General features: G+C 46.1%; 13 protein-coding genes. 4 read left to right on the top strand and 9 right to left on the bottom strand.

Annotated features, from left to right (window positions below; all coding sequences use genetic code 11):
* Window positions 1–40: 40 nt before the first annotated feature.
* The 9 genes from DWW52_RS14680 to DWW52_RS14640 form a co-directional block, all read right to left on the bottom strand.
* Window positions 41–1045, bottom strand: a complete 1005-nt coding sequence (locus tag DWW52_RS14680; protein ID WP_148315379.1) for a hypothetical protein — start codon at window positions 1043–1045, stop codon at window positions 41–43.
* A 13-nt stretch (window positions 1046–1058) separates the two neighbouring features.
* On the bottom strand, window positions 1059–2636 hold the full coding sequence (locus DWW52_RS14675) for a PKD-like family lipoprotein (protein ID WP_158582615.1): 1578 nt from the start codon (window positions 2634–2636) through the stop codon (window positions 1059–1061).
* A 45-nt stretch (window positions 2637–2681) separates the two neighbouring features.
* Window positions 2682–3419, bottom strand: coding sequence for a DUF4843 domain-containing protein (locus DWW52_RS14670; protein ID WP_158582614.1), 738 nt, complete (start codon window positions 3417–3419; stop codon window positions 2682–2684).
* A 30-nt stretch (window positions 3420–3449) separates the two neighbouring features.
* A complete protein-coding gene (locus tag DWW52_RS14665) occupies window positions 3450–4946 on the bottom strand; it encodes a RagB/SusD family nutrient uptake outer membrane protein (RefSeq protein ID WP_118716255.1) in 1497 nt (498 codons plus the stop codon).
* A gap of 11 nt (window positions 4947–4957) precedes the next feature.
* Window positions 4958–8302, bottom strand: coding sequence for a SusC/RagA family TonB-linked outer membrane protein (locus DWW52_RS14660; protein WP_158582613.1), 3345 nt, complete (start codon window positions 8300–8302; stop codon window positions 4958–4960).
* A 154-nt stretch (window positions 8303–8456) separates the two neighbouring features.
* A complete protein-coding gene (locus DWW52_RS14655) occupies window positions 8457–9641 on the bottom strand; it encodes a FecR family protein (RefSeq protein ID WP_158582612.1) in 1185 nt (394 codons plus the stop codon).
* A 194-nt stretch (window positions 9642–9835) separates the two neighbouring features.
* The gene (locus DWW52_RS14650) at window positions 9836–10381 is read right to left on the bottom strand and encodes an RNA polymerase sigma factor (RefSeq protein WP_118716252.1); all 546 of its coding nucleotides are present in this window, start codon (window positions 10379–10381) and stop codon (window positions 9836–9838) included.
* A gap of 67 nt (window positions 10382–10448) precedes the next feature.
* Complete coding sequence (locus DWW52_RS14645) at window positions 10449–11597, bottom strand: serine hydrolase (protein ID WP_118716251.1); 1149 nt, start codon at window positions 11595–11597, stop codon at window positions 10449–10451.
* 136 nt (window positions 11598–11733) lie between these two features.
* A complete protein-coding gene (locus DWW52_RS14640) occupies window positions 11734–12180 on the bottom strand; it encodes a YhcH/YjgK/YiaL family protein (protein WP_118716250.1) in 447 nt (148 codons plus the stop codon).
* Window positions 12181–12345: 165 nt separating this feature from the next.
* Here DWW52_RS14640 and DWW52_RS14630 point away from each other — a divergent pair, with 165 nt between their 5' ends.
* From DWW52_RS14630 to DWW52_RS14615, 4 genes are all read left to right on the top strand, one after another.
* On the top strand, window positions 12346–14106 hold the full coding sequence (locus tag DWW52_RS14630; protein ID WP_118716248.1) for a hypothetical protein: 1761 nt from the start codon (window positions 12346–12348) through the stop codon (window positions 14104–14106).
* A gap of 259 nt (window positions 14107–14365) precedes the next feature.
* On the top strand, window positions 14366–15250 hold the full coding sequence (gene era, locus DWW52_RS14625) for a GTPase Era (protein ID WP_118716247.1): 885 nt from the start codon (window positions 14366–14368) through the stop codon (window positions 15248–15250).
* Between the two features lie 93 nt (window positions 15251–15343).
* The gene (der, locus tag DWW52_RS14620) at window positions 15344–16651 is read left to right on the top strand and encodes a ribosome biogenesis GTPase Der (RefSeq protein WP_118716246.1); all 1308 of its coding nucleotides are present in this window, start codon (window positions 15344–15346) and stop codon (window positions 16649–16651) included.
* A 67-nt stretch (window positions 16652–16718) separates the two neighbouring features.
* Entirely contained in the window at window positions 16719–17135 is a 417-nt protein-coding gene (locus tag DWW52_RS14615; protein WP_118716355.1) for a SoxR reducing system RseC family protein, read from the top strand.
* Window positions 17136–17182: the final 47 nt, after the last annotated feature.

Below are 17182 nucleotides of genomic sequence, written 5' to 3'. Positions count from 1 at the left end.
CAAAAAAACTTCTGCCCCACCCTCTAAACAACACGCATCACTATTTTATAACCGGGAAACCTTCCTGTTCCCGATCCAACCGGTACAGGTGATAAAAATTACCGTTCCCGGGCTCGTAAGTCACGTTCATCACCTCGCCCTTGCCATTATCGCTTTTAATCAGGAACCCGTATTCGTTCAACGTGTAGGAAGTCGCTGCCCCGTTCAGGTTCAACGAAAAGGCCCGGGCATCACTATAAATCCTTTCCAGCGAATACCCGTCGCCTTTCACCGACATCAAACCGTTACCGGAATACGCGTACGCCCGCTCGTCTATCAAATCCCAACTCTCCTCGCTATGATTGTTCACCCGGTAAATCCGGTTCGTCACGATCCGGTTCCCGTCATACTCGTACTCGTATTTATAAAGAGCGCGAGTCACGTAATTCTTAGCATCATCCGGGGCATAGGTGTCATGAAAAGAACGAGAATTCACGATTGAGATACCTTCCCCGTACTCGTAAATAAAAGTCTCCTTGTAATCCAACGTGTAGGTATTATCAAAATCATCCCCGGTCCCGAACTCGGTTTTGGGAATATAATAACTGAACACCTGTTGCGTGACCGTGCTCTCCTCGTCAAGCGTCACGTCAACCTTGTACAACGTCCTGGCTATCGTGGGGATACTATCTTCCAGCGAGTAATTCCCCACCCCGTATTTTCCTTTCAACCAAGTGTCCAGCCGGGCGATAGAATCGACATCCACGTTATACACGTAATCATTCACGGCATACGTCGTGACGCCCTGTTCCTTCGTCACCGAAAGCCCTCCTTTCCGATACCCGTCTTTATCGTAACGGCTCATGCCTGCCACCTTGTCGTTCGTGTATTGAATCTTCAACGTGTAATCACCCCAGTGATCATTATGCCCGGTAATCTCGCTCACGCGCACGGGGTTAACCGGACGTACACCCACCTTCACGTTATTATCATCGTCATCATTACAAGCCACCCAACCCACTGTCAATAATAACAGACAAGTCATATTTCTTAATCTTGTTCTCATAAAATCGTTCATTTTAGTTACCCACTTTATTATAGGCCACTTTCGTAATCCGGCCAAATCCCTCGTATCTCCCGTGAATCTCCCGATTCGGTTCCAACGTACCGCTTCTCAACTTGACAATCGGGATGGTAATCACTTTCCCTTCCCCGGTTGATTCCTTGTAAGTCGTGATAATCAACATACGATACTGTGCATTTTGTGTCGTGATCCCGGTAGAACTACTCTCGCTAGACACGTTCATCCGGCCATATTCTCCCCGCCACATCATCATGGAAGTAATTTCCCCGTCCCGCTCCTTATCCACGGTATAGCGACTTTCCGATGTCACGTTTTGAGACTCTCCCAGTGCTATCGTGTAAATCTGATCTTTTGTCGCATAGTAAAAATCATTCGAGATCGGGGAAGCGGCAAAGCCGACAGCTTCATTGATACCAGAACAATTCGTCAACACGTATCGTCCCGTGGGTAAATTAGTCCCGTTATCCTCCTCCTTGGTCTGCATGGCGGCAAGCCAATAATCGTTCCCTTGCTCAGCCTTAAAAACGGTCATCAACTGCGTATTTTCTCCTTCTCCCATGTATATCGCATCATACGGTCCCACGTTATTCACGTCAAACAACAACCCCGGCTTCTGTTCCCGAAACTGTAAAAAACCATCCGAATAACTATTCACTTGTACAAATTGACTCTTAATTTCATCAAAAGCATAAGGTGTAGCGTAATAATATACCCCGCAAATCAACATCTGACTTATGTTATAGTCACTTAAATCAGGCATGAACATGTAAAAATTATAATACAAATTCCCCCACGATGAATTTCGCGGATACAATTTACCGTCTATTTTCAGGTATTCCATGCCCCCGTAATCCTTCACCATCATCCCCTCAGGATGCATTTCTCCCTCGATCGGCACAAAGAAAAGATCATTATTCATCTCCCAATCCGCAAATTCAAAAGGATCAACTCGATAAATATCTGATTCCGTCAATATAGTCAATGTTCGGGAATCACTTTTCACAAGTGACTGCATATCTTTCACTAATCCATTCAGGTTATGTTGATTTACAGACGAATAAATATTTCGGTATACTTTATTATTTTTCTCCAATAATCCGCGGGTAAAGTTCATCGCCATAATCAAAGACACATCTGCCGTCTTCCCGTCACGCGTGTCGGCAACCAGTAATCCCTCGCCCAAAGAACTTTCCACGGTCACCGATATCCGGGAAAATTCTTGGATATCAGTCGTTTTATCGGTCACAGTCAAGATTAAATCATACGCCTTACTGTTCGGGGCTGCTGAAATAGGTTCACAAAATGTCATCTTGGTCGACAAAACAGTCTCGGGATACTCGTTTCCCTGAATCTTCCATTCGTATGTCAAATTCTCGTCGGACACGCCATTCTTGTAAATAATCGGGTTAATCTCCAATGTATCAAATTGAAAAATCTTCACGGAAGTCTCCGCCCCGGCAAATTCGATCACGATAGGTTTCACGATTTTGAAATCCTTGGCCGAATTATCATCGTAACAAGACATTGCCACGAAAGCCATGTATAGTAATAAAAATATCGATATTCTTTTCATTATCATCTTCTTTACGATATTAAACATTATTCTAAAAGCATCCCGTTAAGGCATTTTCACCTCATCGCCCGCATAATCCCCGTCTTCATGTCGCAGGGGATCGTTCGGATGCTCCCGGTTATACTGGATCAACGCAGCCTTCACTTTCCCCGCATTCGCCAAGAGTTGATTGTAACTCCACTTCTCGTCTCCTTCCTGTGCCGTCGGATAAGGAATATACGACACATCCAACACGTTCAGGATAAAGCGATACCAACTTATCGAGAATTGTTGCCCGAAATAGAAGGCAAGATTACCCCAGTTCTTGGGTTTAACCAACTGATTCGTCATTGACAACTCGAAATAACGCTTATCAAAACCGGCAAGCGGGAAATCCTCGTTAGGTACCAGTTTTATATTCACCACGAAACTACTGTCGCTCATGTCCGGCGTGCAATGAATCTCAACGGGAACCTCACCTGCGAAAGACCCGGCAGGAACCACGCCTTCCAACAACTTGTACTGTTCCGGACGAGCCGTGTTCACGTAATTCGTGTCATCCTCCACCAAAGCGATCGACACCTTCCGTTCATAATCAACCGAATCTCCCGTCGTGGCAACCGTGATGTAATACAAGTGTACCGTTTCCCCGTAATTATCCACGAAACTATACTCATCCGTGGCCTGGTACATAAATTTCACACCCGCCGCCTGCTGGTACATCATGGTCTCTTCTTGCTCGCACGACATAAACGCACATACCGCCAATGCCGCCATCATCAACCTGATTATCATCTGTTTCATACTTTTCATATGCGTACTCTTTATAATTCATTACTTTTTCTTGTAATCTTCCATTCCCCCCAAACCGACATCTCCCGAGGGTAACGGAATCACGTAAACCGCATCACTGCCCGCTTTCGTGGCATAAGGAATTTTCTCAAATCCTAAGCGTTTGTAATAATAGAATAACTGTCCCTCCCCGATAAATTCTCGTTGATACTCTTTCGTGATCTCATCCTGCACCGTTCCCGCCGTCATATCGTTTCCCAGCTTCGCAAGCCCCCGGTTACTTCTTACCGTGTTGAGAATCTCGATTGCCTTTATCCGGTCAGCGTCATTGCCAGTTCCCAGCAAACATTCCGCAGCAATATAATACATCTCCGGTTTCCGGATCAAGGGTAATACACTTCCGTGCACGTAATCTTCCACCTCCCAGTATTTATAGAAAGCCCACCCGTCGAAATAATTATTTACCGTGTTGTACCAGTGATTATAACGATAGTCCGTACTTTTCCCGTCCTCCGCCTCGAACAACTTCTTCGCTCGCTCACTCGAATGACACAATAAATCTGCATTCCGGTTAGGATCGTTCGCATCAGGATTAATATAATGCTTTATCGTCTCGAAAAGCTCTGCGATATCCAGGGCAAAGACATGCTCTCTTGAAAAAGTCAAATCCCGATCCTTCGGATAATAGGCATCAATCGTGTACGAATCAATCCAAGAAGTACGGCCACCTTTTTCAATAAAGGAATTCGCCAACTCTAACGCTTCACTCTTTTTGCCCATCCACATGTACACGCGGGCCAGCGTACACACCGCCGCCCAATAATTAAACCGTTTTTCCCGGTTGTCGAAAAACTTATCCTCGTTCGGCAAATCATAATCATCCGGCTTGGGAGCCAACCCATAAGGATCATTATCGTTCAGTAACGCTATCGACTCTTGTAAATCCTCCTCGATACGGGCCAACACCTCACCTACCGTCAATTGATCGGATAACATTTTGTCATACTTCGTCATGTAAGGCATACACAACTTCTCCAGATTCTCCGGTTTCTTCGCCAAATTGCCCCAGCCGAATAACCGCACCAAATCAAAATGCAGAAATGCCCGTAACCCCAACGCTTCCCCCTTCAACACCCCGTAAGTGGCCGGGGTAAACAGATTCTCCTGCGCGTCCAGATTCTCCAACATATTATTCAGGTTGACAATAGCATTAAAAGCCTTGGACCAAAGGGCATCGGACACGCCCGAAGTCTGGGAATAATTATAACGGGTAGCATTATAATAAGCGGAAGACTGATCCTGCACGTCCGTTTGTTGCCCGATAGCATCCACGAATCCCCACGTGGCCTCCCGGCCGTATAATTCCGGATCGCGTAACGTCAGGTAAACCCCGATCAAGGCATCCTTGAACCCGCTCACGGACTGGAACATCAATTCGGACTTTATCTCCGTCTTCGGGTCCACGTCCAACCAGTTCTCGCAAGACATCGTCGTGCAGAACAACAGTAAAACACAAAATATATCACGTACTTTCTTCATAATCAATAGTATTAAAATGTAGCTTGTATAGCAAAGTTGAACGATCTGGCGAAAGGATAAGAAGTACCCCTTTCCGTCTTGATCGACGACAACATAAATACATCATTCATGTAAAACTCGATTCTCAAACGCTCCATGGATACTTTCTTGATGAAATCATGCTTCCAGAAATCATACCCCACCCTCAGGGAAGAAAGACTCAATTCGTTACGATCCTGCACGAAACGGGACGTTGACTGTGTCTTTTCATCTTTATACTCACTCTCCTCTTCCACCCACACGTTTCCCAACGTCTTGTAAGGTTTCAAGTCTCCCGGATTACGCCAACGACCATCGTACACGCGTTTGTCCACGTTATTTTTAAGCGAGGCATTTTCCACCTTGTCCACCAACGTCTGGTTATACATCTGTGCCCCGTACTGGAAACGGAACGTCGCGTTCAACTCGATCCCCTTGTAACTAAACATGAACCCGGCCGTTCCTTGGAAATCAGGCAACTTGTCACCGCAGACCACCTGATCGGAGACCCGGTACGTGTACGTCCGGTTCCCGTTCTTGTCCAGATAAATTTCCTGCCCGTTCGTCGGGTCTATCCCCAAAGAACGAACCGCCCAGATCGCGTCCAGGGAAACCCCGTCATAGTACTTCTGCACCGGTCTATTATAAAACTTGCTACTCGCTTTCTCGTCCTGCTTCTCGTTGTAATTCTTCATGGCGGTAGACACCCCGGTAATCTTATTCTTGTTGCGTGAAATAGCCGTGGTAATCGTGAAATAACCTCGTTCCTTCGGCATATTCCACGGCGTGACGCTCAAGCGGACATCAAACCCCTTGTTTTCCACGTCCCCCACGTTCTCTTTCACCGTTTTGAACCCGGTATAAGTGGGAAGGTCAAAATCCAACACGTTATTCTTCGTTTTCCCGATATAGTAATCAAACTTCACGCTCAACAAACGCCCGATATTAAAATCCAACCCCACGTTATAATCAAACTTCTCCTTCCACTTCAAATCCTCGTTACGCATGGCTTTCAACTTCGATCCCAGAAATCCCATGTACACCCGATCCAGATCGTACTCGTAAGTAGCCAGTGAAGCATACGCCTCGCTACTCTGCGCCCCGGTATACCCGACAGACCCCCGCAACTTCAATTGCTGAATCTTAGAATCCCTCATCCACGTCTCGTTATGAATATTCCACCCCACGCCGACACTCCAGAACTGTCCCCAACGATTATTCTTCCCGTATTGACTGGAAGCACTCGTTCGGAAAGAACCGTCCAAGAGAAAACGATTATCATAGGCATAGTTACCAGCAAACAGCACGGCAATATCCCGGATCGTGGACTCCCGTCCCGTGGGTTTAGAATCCTTCACGTACTGGCGGGCGAAAATGATATCATTCATCCGGTCGTGAGGGAAACCTTCCGCCTCGTAAATTAACTCCTCGTAATAAGCCTCCGATAAAGTAAAACCGGCATTGGCAAACACGTAATGCTTCTCGGCGAGTTCTTTCGAAAACTGCATGTTCACGTCCCCGCTCAATCGTTTCTCCTCGCCCTCGTTCATCTTATAACTTCCCTTCCGGAACAAATCCTCTCCGGAATTACTCCTGAATTTCAAATGATTCGCCGGGTAGAACTCATCCGCCCGTACGCGTTTCTCAGTCACCCCGAAACGTCCCGTCACTTTCCAACCCATCACGATCATCCACTCCACGCTAAAGTTATTCGTCACGTCAATATACTTACTCGCTAACTTCGTGTTTAAAGAAGCGTTGTACAAGGGATTCTCGACGAAATTATCGCTTCCCGGAATGATATTGGCATTCTGTACCAGGTTCCCCTTCTCATCATACGGGGTCAGGTAAGGATTCAACGCCGCATACTCGCTGAACGCCCCGTAAGGCGAATCATTCGCCACGTTGGACGTGATCGCCAGATTATCCCTGAAATTCAATCCCTTGTAACGATACGAAATCGACACACTCCCCTCGTAATTCGTGCGGTCGGACCCCTTCATCGTCCCTTGAATATTATTATAGCTAAACCCGACGATCAGGTTCAACCGTTCATTTCCCATCTCGAAAGAAATACCATGTTTCGTCCCGACACCATTGCGCAGTGGCTTTGATAACCAATCCGTGTCGATACCGGATACCACGGCCGCCAACTTCTTGTTATAATCCTTTTGTAAATTGAACAAGGTCGAAAGATTCTTATCGTAATACAACCCGGCATCTTTCTCGATCTCCAATTTCTGCGCCGCATTCGTCAGGTTGTAAGAAGAAAGATCGGGTGCTTGAATCTCCACGCTCCCGCTATATGAAATCCGCAATGAAGACTCGGTGTTCTTTTTCGTCTCGATCACGATCACACCGTTGGCCGCCTTGGAACCGTAGATAGCCTTTGCCGAAGCATCTTTCAAGATCGTCAACGACTCCACCCGGTTCATATCCAAATCGGCAATTTTCTGAACCGAAGCCTCAAAACCGTCCAGAATAAACAAAGGAGCGTTCGGGTCATTCGCATAACTTCCTTTCAAATCAATATCATCCGATTCCAGCTCAAAAGCGGTCTTCCCTCGCAAAGCCATCGTGGGCATCTTGTTCGGGTCGGAACCGAACTCCAGATTATCAAAAATCATCAAAGAAGGATCGAGATTCTTCAAACTGGCAAACACGTTCGAATTACTCACCCGTTTCAAATCCTCCCCTTTCATCGTCAAGGCCGAACCGGTAAAACTTCCCGCTTTCCGGGAGAAAATACCGTTCACCACGACCTCTTCCACCTCCGTTGCCTCCTCTTCCAACACCACCATAAGCGGCTTATAATCCTTAATCTTCACCTCTTGCGACTTCATCCCGATAAAAGAGAATTGTAAAGTCACCTCTTTCTCCAAGGGTAACGTCAATTGGAATCTCCCGGCTGTGTCGGTTACCACGCCCAATTTCGTCCCCTTCACTAACACGGTTACCCCCGGTAACGGCATCTTATCCTTGTCCGTCACCCGTCCCTCAATCTTCTTTCCCTTGTCATCCTCCGGGGCCGTCTTCGCCTCTCCCTTGGCAATTACCAGGAAATCCTCCACCAACTTACAATGTAACCCACTTCCCTGCAAAGCCTTATTCAAAGCCTCCACGGCATTCACGTTCCGCAAGGTAACCGTAACACGTTTCACCGTCCTCAACAACGTGTTATTATACACCACCACGTAACCCGACTGGGCCTCGACCTCCCGGATCACATCCTCAATCGCGGCATCCTTAAACAAAATGCTCACCTTTTGCTGCGTGTAGCTGTTCTCGGCATGTAGCTGGAACAGAGTCACAAAAATAATCAATAGCTGCAATCGCATAATTTTCCAAAATTTGTGCACCACTTTTCCAAACAGAAAAGTGCCATCCTTTGACTTTTTTTTCATAGATTTGTGTACTATTAGTTATTAATTCTCTCTTGCCGGAGAGATTTATTTAAACAAAAAAGGGGAAGAGGTCCAATTCTTCCTCTTTTTATTTCCTGTATATCACGATAGTTCCATCCTCCTGTATATCAAAATTTAATGATTGCGTACTTGTCAACAACTCAAGCATAAAATCGATAGGCTTGCTCCGCAAAGCCGCTCCCGAAAAACACACCTCCCGCAACGAATCGTCGGCAAACTTGAAATTCACATTGTACCAACGTCCCAACTTTTGCACGATATCCGACAATGGCGTGTCATAAAAATAAAACGTCCCGTATCGCCATGACGTGAAATACTTCAAGTCAACCGCCTCCACTCGAACCTTCCCCGAAGCGATATCATAAGAAGCACATTCCCCCACACTGACAACGGTAGTCCCGTGATCTGTCAATAAATTGATCTTACCGCTTTCCAACACGGCATCACACCGCCCATCCCCCGGGTAGCAAGACGCATTAAAAGAAGTACCCGTCACCTCGATTGTCGCCCCCTCCATCATCACGTTAAAACGTCTTGCCGTATCCCTCGTCACCTCGAAATAAGCCTCCCCGCTCAATCGCACGTCCCGACTAGCATCACCGAACACGAGCGGATATTCCAACCGCGTCTCCGAGTTCAACCAAACCTTGGTCCCGTCGGACAACACCAGCATATACTCTCCACCCCGAGGTACCTCGATCCGGTTATACACCAATTCACTTGCCTTCCCGCAACTCGTTGCCACCTGACTATAATTCAACGCATTTACCTCTTTCGACAATGCGATTTTATGCCCAGAACTCCCGTCCATGATAACTGAATCGGCCACTCGGTTCAAATCAACCACCCGCCCGTCCGAAAGATAAAGAACAGCCTTAGGTCCCCCGGGCAAAATCTGTTTGGCGACAGGTCCGGGCAACTCCTTGCCCGACCACTCCCTAACCTCAAAAAGGTAAACCAATGTCCCGACCAACAACAATGGAAACAAGATAGCGGCGGCGTAACGCAACCACCGGAAACGAGTAACCGCCCCCCGCCTCGTTCGCTTCAAAACATTCTCCAATGCTTGATCTTTATGCAACGAATCCACCCCTTTCAGAAAGGTTCCCATCTCGGCAAACTCCTCCATTTCCTCGTACACTCGTTCGTTCCCAAAAAACTCGTTACGCCAATCTTGTAACCGATCCAACTCCTCCGCAGAACACTCGCCCCGCAACGCTCTCCATATAATCTCTTCCCAATTTTCGCTCATCATAAAATCTTAAAAAATGATCGATTATTGCAGGAAAATAGAAGATGAAGAATACTTTTTTTAATTAACTGATTATAAGCGTCAAAATGAATTTACAATTCAAAATAAAAAGTAGCAAATAGGGTAAATTCAAGATATTATTAAAGGATCGTTTAATAATACAACGGAAAAAGTAAAAGAATGGGTGAAAAGAATTAGCAAGAAAATATAAAAAAAGTAAGGAACAACTCGAAATCCTCCTTGTTCAGCCCCTCTCTCAACAACTTTAAAGCCCTAGCCAACTGCGTTTTTACCGTGTTAACGGAAACCGACATCTCTTCCGCCACCTCTTTGTATTTTTTCTCGTTAAAACAAATGGCAATAAGCACTTGTTGGCACTTTTCAGGTAAATTCCTGACCGCCTCCATCAACAAATCAATCTTAGAGTCCCCCTCGGATTCCGGTTGAAAATAATATACCAGTTGATCAGCCATCACTTCCGCATCCACAGTACTCCATCGTTTTGCTCTAGCACGATCAACACACATATTCCGAACCATACGGTACAATAAAGGCCGAGCATTCTCGACGGTTAAGCGATCCCGATACATTTCCCAAAAACGCACGAACGCCTCCTGCACCACATCCTCCGCTTCCACGAGATCCTCGGTAAACCTCACTGCATACAAACACAAGGTCTCGTAATTCTTATCAAAAACCGCAGTAAAAGCCTTTTCTTTATTCTCTCCGACAAATGTCATAACTTTATACTTTTACACACAATATTGGTGTAAAAGTATAAAATGATTTTCAAAATCCAAATAAATATTATTCTCGACTATCCAGAATCTTCGTCCCGATATCCATGTAACGATACACGTCTCTCGTGGTTTCCCGAATCCGCTCCTCGTCTTTTTTATGTCCCAACCGTACGATAATAACGTTCCTTTCGGGAATAGCGATAATATATTGTCCCAGCATACCCCGGAAATAAGGATTACGCTGCCCCTTGTAATTCATGATCCAAATCTGGAAACCGTAATAATCCAATGAATCCTTTCCCCACTCGTCCTTCAGGTAACCTGCCGGACTCATCGCCTCGTCGATATACTCCTCCGAGATCAACTGCTTCCCGTTCCAGTTCCCGTGATGAAGCATCAGGCGGGCAAAACGGGCAATTTCCCTCGCCGTGGTATGAAAACAGCAAAACGACTTCTCGTCCCCGTCCTTCTTGTCCAACAACCAATAAGCATCCTGACTGGCTTGCATCGGCCGCCACAACTTCTCCTCCGCGTAATCGCTAATACTCTTCCCGGTCGCCTTCTCCACGACAAAAGCCAGAATCTGCGTATCGCCACTCCGGTAAGAGAACTGTTTCCCCGGTTCCTCGATCACGTCCAACCCGGTCACCAGGTCGTAAAGATCATTCCCGTAATACCCGTGCGTGGTAACCGAGAACAACGAAGCGTAAGCCTCGTCCCAGTTCAACCCGCCACTCATCGTCAGCAAATGACGAATCGTGATATTCTTCTTCTTCCCCTCGTTGAATTCCGGTATGTACTTCCCGACCGGATCGTCCAGGCTGGCGATCTTCCCCTCGTCATAAGCAGCCCCCACCAGCAGACCGACAATACTCTTGGTGGACGAAAAGATATTTGAAGTCTTCGTGTCGTTCCACCCGGAACGATACTCCTCGTAAACAATACTATCATTCTGAATCACCAAGAAAGAAACCGTGCGGAAATCATCCAGGTACGCGTTATCCTCCGGACTTAACTCGTAAGTATTATAATCCTTGGCTATCCCCCACATCCAACTCGAATCGGCCTTTCGTACCGTGTGCTTCTCGAACATCGACAAGTCATCAATTGACGGGTACCAGTAAATCAACGCCTGCCTCGCGTAATAAGGCAAACAAAAATAAACCACCACCAAAATAACCACCACTGCCAATAATATCTTATACTTTTTCTTCATAACATTCAAAATTTATAATTGAAGACTTCCATGATCCTTTATCCTGCTATCTGGCAGCAGACACTGCCATGAACCAAGCGCCCCGCGGGGGTCCACTGACTTTATAGACTTTATGAACCTTATGGACTTTACAGACCTATTTTTTAATCTTCGCCACCATCTTCCGGATCACTCCTTCCCCGATACAGGGGGCGTGAGCATCCTCCGGGAAAAAGATCACGAACTCTCCGGGAGCGAGCGTAAACACGGAGCCCACTGGGTCCCGGTAGAAAGTAAAATCCCCGACAGCATCGTATGGCGCCCTCTCCTCGCCCAAAAGACTCTTGGCCTTCCAACCGTATCCCTCGACCCCGCTCAACGGCATCTGTATATCAATATACTTGTCATGCCGCTCGTAAACGGCATCCTTCACCTCACGTCCCTTCGCGTCCTCGATCTTTATATAGGCATCATCCCCGGCGATATCAATCCTTCCCACGGGCATACCTGTCAAATCATGTGTTTTTATATAGTCAAAAACAGCCTTAAAATACGGATTCAACCTTTCAATCCGCTCGCTATTAGCCAGTACATCTACAATCATAATTATATTTCAATTTTTTTATGCAACAAAGATAACGAAAATACGTTAACTGCAAGAGAACCAAGATAAATAGAGACTCTTTTTTTCACTCTCGAAAAGCAGTCCACGACTTGGCTCTCATCGTAAACTAGCCAAATTATATTAGAATTATAAAATAACATCACTATGAGAAACTCATATTTTATCATTGTCGTTTTCACGATCCTCACCAGCAGTTTTTGCTCGAACGTCCAGGCGCAAAAACAAGGTCGTGTTGAAAGATTATACGAATTCATCGCTCGCTCGGACAGCGACAAGTACACCCGCCTAAGGGAGAGACTCGATTCCAAGAGCGCAACCACCTACAAGAATGAAATAACCCTGGCCGACGCGCTCGAAAAACTATTACTCGCCCCAAGCTTTAACGCCATCGAACCTTACTTGAAAAGTAGCATGACCATTCAACAACAGGACGGGGGCGCGAGGGTTCGAGCCTTCTGCAAGGATGTCAATCTGGACTTCAACACGTTTCTACACAAAGCCGACTCCACGATATTCGCCCTGCTATCGGCCTCGCAAGAACAACTTAAAGATTCCAGAATCCTACTCGCCCAAATCTCGGAATACAAATACAACATTGATCCCGACGTCTACCTGGCAATCATACACCTCAAAGAAAGGGTTCAATTCGCGGATTTACAAGCAGCCCCCGATCAGGCCAAATGTAAAAGCTATTTCCAGGATTTCAACAAGGCGTACAATTACGCGGAAGTAGTAAAAATATATAACGACTTGCTCTACAAACAAGCGTGCAGCATGAAAAACGACTCCACCATCCTCGCTTATTTCAACGACTCCACGCTGAAAGTATTCTACACCAATTCCAAAGAAGCCCGTCCCTACCTGACCGACGTGCAAAAGATTTACGACGACTACCTGTTCGAAGCAATCCGGAAAGCGACATCCCCGGAAATACAAAAAAGTTGTATTAACGCCTACATCAACTGTCCTTACCTGAGTGGTTGTCCCCGAAAATACCTATCGGAAGTCGATTACACGAACGACAGTATAGATCTCGTTATCCTGATCACCCGCGTTGACTCGTCCGCTCGTCTTCCACTCGTGAAAACCTATTTACAAACACATAAATACAAGACATTCCGAGACAAGGCACAACAACTTAGAAACCGATTTATCGACTCCATGATTTGGAACGCCCCCAATATTACCAAATATTACAAGGGAGATAAAATCACGCGTGAAACCCGTACAGCCAACGACACTCTCGTCACGACCACTTATAAGTACACCCCTCAAGGCAACTTATCACAAATCATTCAAAGTACAGAATTGAAAAAAGATGCCACCGCGATGCACCCCTCTCCCCTGAAAGTGATCGTCACCACCTTCAAATACAACAATAGCGGGAAATGCTACGAAGAAGAAACCGTGGATACCCTTTCCAACAAAACCTTGCGCCAGGTCAGTTACCAGTACGACATAACAGGACATCCCGTCATGAAAAACACGAAATGGAGTAACGGTAAAAACAACATGGATTACTACAACAATAACGGGCAAATCACCCGCACGCAAGAATACCAGAACGGCCAGATTCGCGCGCAAACGGATTGCACGTATGATGCCAACGGACGGATCAGTCGCAAAACATGGGTAAACACGCGACCGGACACCAACCAACCCGTCATGAAAGAAACCAGCGAGTACACATACAATCCTTTCGGTTACCTGACAAACATCTCCTACACGAAAGAGAACATGCAGAACGAGAAAATCTCCGGAACCCTCACGATCGTTTACGACGAGTTAGGCAATCAAATCAACCCGAACTATCAATACACCTACGATCAGACCGGGGCTTGGATTACCAAGACGAACAAAGCGAACCCGGCAGACACGGAGAAAATCACCTATATTTATAAATAACGCGATTGAACCTGCCTGTCCGGCAACTTCAACCCCTATTGTTTATTATCAAGTTACACGAGTTAATATCACAATCATACAGCTAACTAGCGACAACAATCATTTATCTGGCCCCCATCTACCCTGCTAGAAGGTAGATGGAAGCTAGATAGAAGATTCATAGAAGCTAGAGTATCGAAAATTTATAGTATCATTCAAGTTTACCCTTTCAATTTTCAATTAGTTATCGTACCTTTGTGCCCAATTAATTTTTAAGTAAATGGAGCATAGAGCAGGTTTTGTCAACATACTAGGAAACCCCAACGTGGGAAAATCCACCCTGATGAATCGGTTGGTCGGGGAGAAATTATCAATTATCACGTCCAAATCCCAAACCACGCGTCACCGGATTAAAGGGATCGTGAACGGGGAGGATTTCCAGATTGTGTTCTCGGATACCCCGGGAGTCGTGAAACCCAGCTACAAGATGCAGGAATACATGCTGGATTTCTCGAAAACCGCCATCATCGACGCTGACATCATTCTTTACGTGACCGATGTGGTGGAAAACTTCGAGAAGAATGCGGACTTTATCGAGAAAGTGAAACAAAGCACGGTGCCGATTTTACTGGTATTAAACAAGATCGACCTGACCACCCCCGACAAGCTGGATAGCCTGTTCGACAAGTGGAAAGAGATCATCCCGCAAGCAGAAATATTCCCGATCTCTGCCACCGAGAATTTTAATGTCGATAATTTGTACAAGAGAATTCTTGAACTATTACCCGTGGGTGAACCCTATTTCGACAAAGAAGAGATGACCGACATGCCGGCCCGATTCTTCGTGACCGAGATCATCCGGGAAAAGATATTGCTGAACTACGACAAGGAAATCCCGTATTCCGTGGAAGTTGTCGTGGAGGAATTCAAGGAAGAGCCCAAACGCATCAACATCATGGCTGTTATCAACGTGGAACGGGACTCCCAGAAAGGCATTATCATCGGACATCAGGGAACCGCCCTGAAAAAAGTGGGCACGGAAGCCCGGATTGACATCGAAGCCTTCTTTGGGAAAAAAGTATTTCTCAACCTGTACGTCAAAGTCCTGAAAGACTGGCGAAGCAAGGAAAACGACCTGAAACGCTTCGGGTACAAACAACTTTAATAACTAAAAACTAACAAGTAAAAGCTAAAAGTTGACACGCGACAACCTATACAAATAAACTTTTAGTTTTTAGCTTTTAACTTTTAACTGATTATGAGTAATATTGTTGCAATAGTAGGACGTCCCAACGTGGGAAAATCAACACTTTTCAATCGCCTGGTCGGTGGACGTAAAGCCATCGTGAACGAGGAAAGCGGGGTTACCCGTGACCGGAACTACGGGAAATCGGATTGGAACGGGAAAGAATTCTCGGTAATCGACACCGGTGGATACGTCTCTAATAGTTCGGATATTTTCGAGGAAGAAATAAATAAACAAGTATTGTTGGCGATGGACGAAGCCGACGTGATCCTGTTCGTGTGTGACGTAGAACTGGGGATTACGGACCTGGATTACAGTTTTGCCCGCATGCTACGAAAAGTGGAGAAACCAATTTACCTCGTGGCCAACAAGGTCGACAACGGGGAACGTCTCTACGACGTGCATGAATTTTATAAACTCGGTGTTGGTGAAGAAATCTTCCCCATATCCTCCATGAACGGTTCGGGAACAGGCGAGTTGCTGGATAAACTGGTATCTCATTTCTCGGCAGAACCTTTGGAAGAAACCGAAGAGCTCCCGAAGATCGCGATCGTGGGACGTCCCAACGTGGGGAAATCATCCACAATCAACGCGCTTATCGGCGAGGAAAGAAATATAGTCACCGAGGTTGCCGGAACGACACGTGACACGATCACCACCCGCTACAATCGTTTCGGACACGACTTCCTGTTGGTTGACACGGCCGGGTTACGTAAGAAAGCAAAGGTGAACGAAGACGTGGAATTCTATTCCGTGATGCGTTCCATCCGGGCTATCGAGGATAGCGACGTGTGCATGTTGCTGATTGATGCCACCCGGGGAATGGAAGCCCAGGACTTGAACATATTCCACCTCATCGAACGAAATCAAAAAGGAGTAGTCGTACTCGTGAACAAGTGGGACCTGATCGAAAAAGACAACAAGACGACGATCAATTTCGAAAAAGAACTGCGGTCTAAAATGGCCCCGTTCAACGACGTGCAGATCATTTTCACCTCGGCACTCACGAAACAACGTCTGCTAAAAGCGCTTGAGGCCGCCATTGAAACCTACGAGAACCGGAAACAAAAACTGAAAACCTCCGAGTTCAACCGGGTGATGCTCGAAGAGATCGAGAATTATCCCCCACCCAGCTTGAAAGGGAAATATGTCCGCATCAAATACGTGACCCAATTGCCGACCAAAACCCCGGCATTCGCGTTTTACTGTAACCTGCCGCAGTACGTGAAAGACCCCTACAAACGTTTCCTGGAAAACAAGATACGGGAACACTGGAAATTCACGGGTGTTCCCATCCAAGTATTTATGCGAAAGAAATAAACATGAAAACCATCCTTGCTCAAGGATGGTTTTTTATTATATTTGTCACTTACCAAAGAACCAGATTATGGCAAAAAATACAATTGAACACGATGGCATCGTGATAAAAGTGGCGGATACCTATATTATCGTTGCGATACAAAATCAATCGGCTTGCGCGGCCTGTCATTCCAAAGGGGCCTGCGGGTTATCGGAAGTCACGCAAAAAAACATCACGGCAGAAAAACCGAACACGAATGTAAAAGTTGGCGACAAGGTTATCGTCAGCGCCAGTACCGGAAACGCGATGCTTTCCGTACTCTTGGCTTACATCGTTCCATCCGCCTTAATCATTGTCATCCTGACATTGCTCGTCCTCGCCGGGTTCAGTGAAGTCATGGCCGCCACGCTATCACTTCTGACCATGGCGATATACTTTATCACCTTGTATTTACTCCGGGACAAGTTCGCCCAAAAGATAAAATTTAAGGTTAAAATAGCATAACCTTGAAAAAAAATAATAACTTTACGAGCGCTATTACAGAACTAGAG

Origin of the sequence: Odoribacter sp. AF15-53 (genome assembly GCF_003479425.1) — a bacterium.
Taxonomy (GTDB): domain Bacteria; phylum Bacteroidota; class Bacteroidia; order Bacteroidales; family Marinifilaceae; genus Butyricimonas.
Note: the sequence above shows the minus strand (reverse complement) of the source record. Positions and strands in the feature narration are given on the sequence as shown.